Consider the following 227-nt stretch of genomic DNA (forward strand, 5'->3'; position numbering starts at 1 on the left):
TCACCGCCGGAAAATGCACGGCGCGTGACCATAGCCGTCCGGGTTCCTGAGGGCATTACACTGTTGCCATTGCAAATGCTTTATCGTTCAGAACGGTGCAAGACTAAAAGCTATAACTCGAGTAATGAAGCCTATGAAATTCGCGGATATAACGGTTTCATGCAGGCATTTAGCCCGATTACAAACAGCGATATCAGGCAGCAGCGGATTGCCATTGATGGCGGCGG

1 pseudogene is annotated in these 227 nt (G+C 50.2%); it reads left to right on the forward strand.

Features of this window, described 5'->3' with window-relative positions:
* Positions 1–24 precede the first annotated feature (24 nt).
* A pseudogene (locus J1781_RS00010) lies at positions 25–227 on the forward strand (hypothetical protein); the annotation flags it as partial.

This window comes from Rahnella perminowiae (assembly GCF_019049695.1).
Classification (GTDB): Bacteria; Pseudomonadota; Gammaproteobacteria; order Enterobacterales; family Enterobacteriaceae; genus Rahnella; species Rahnella perminowiae.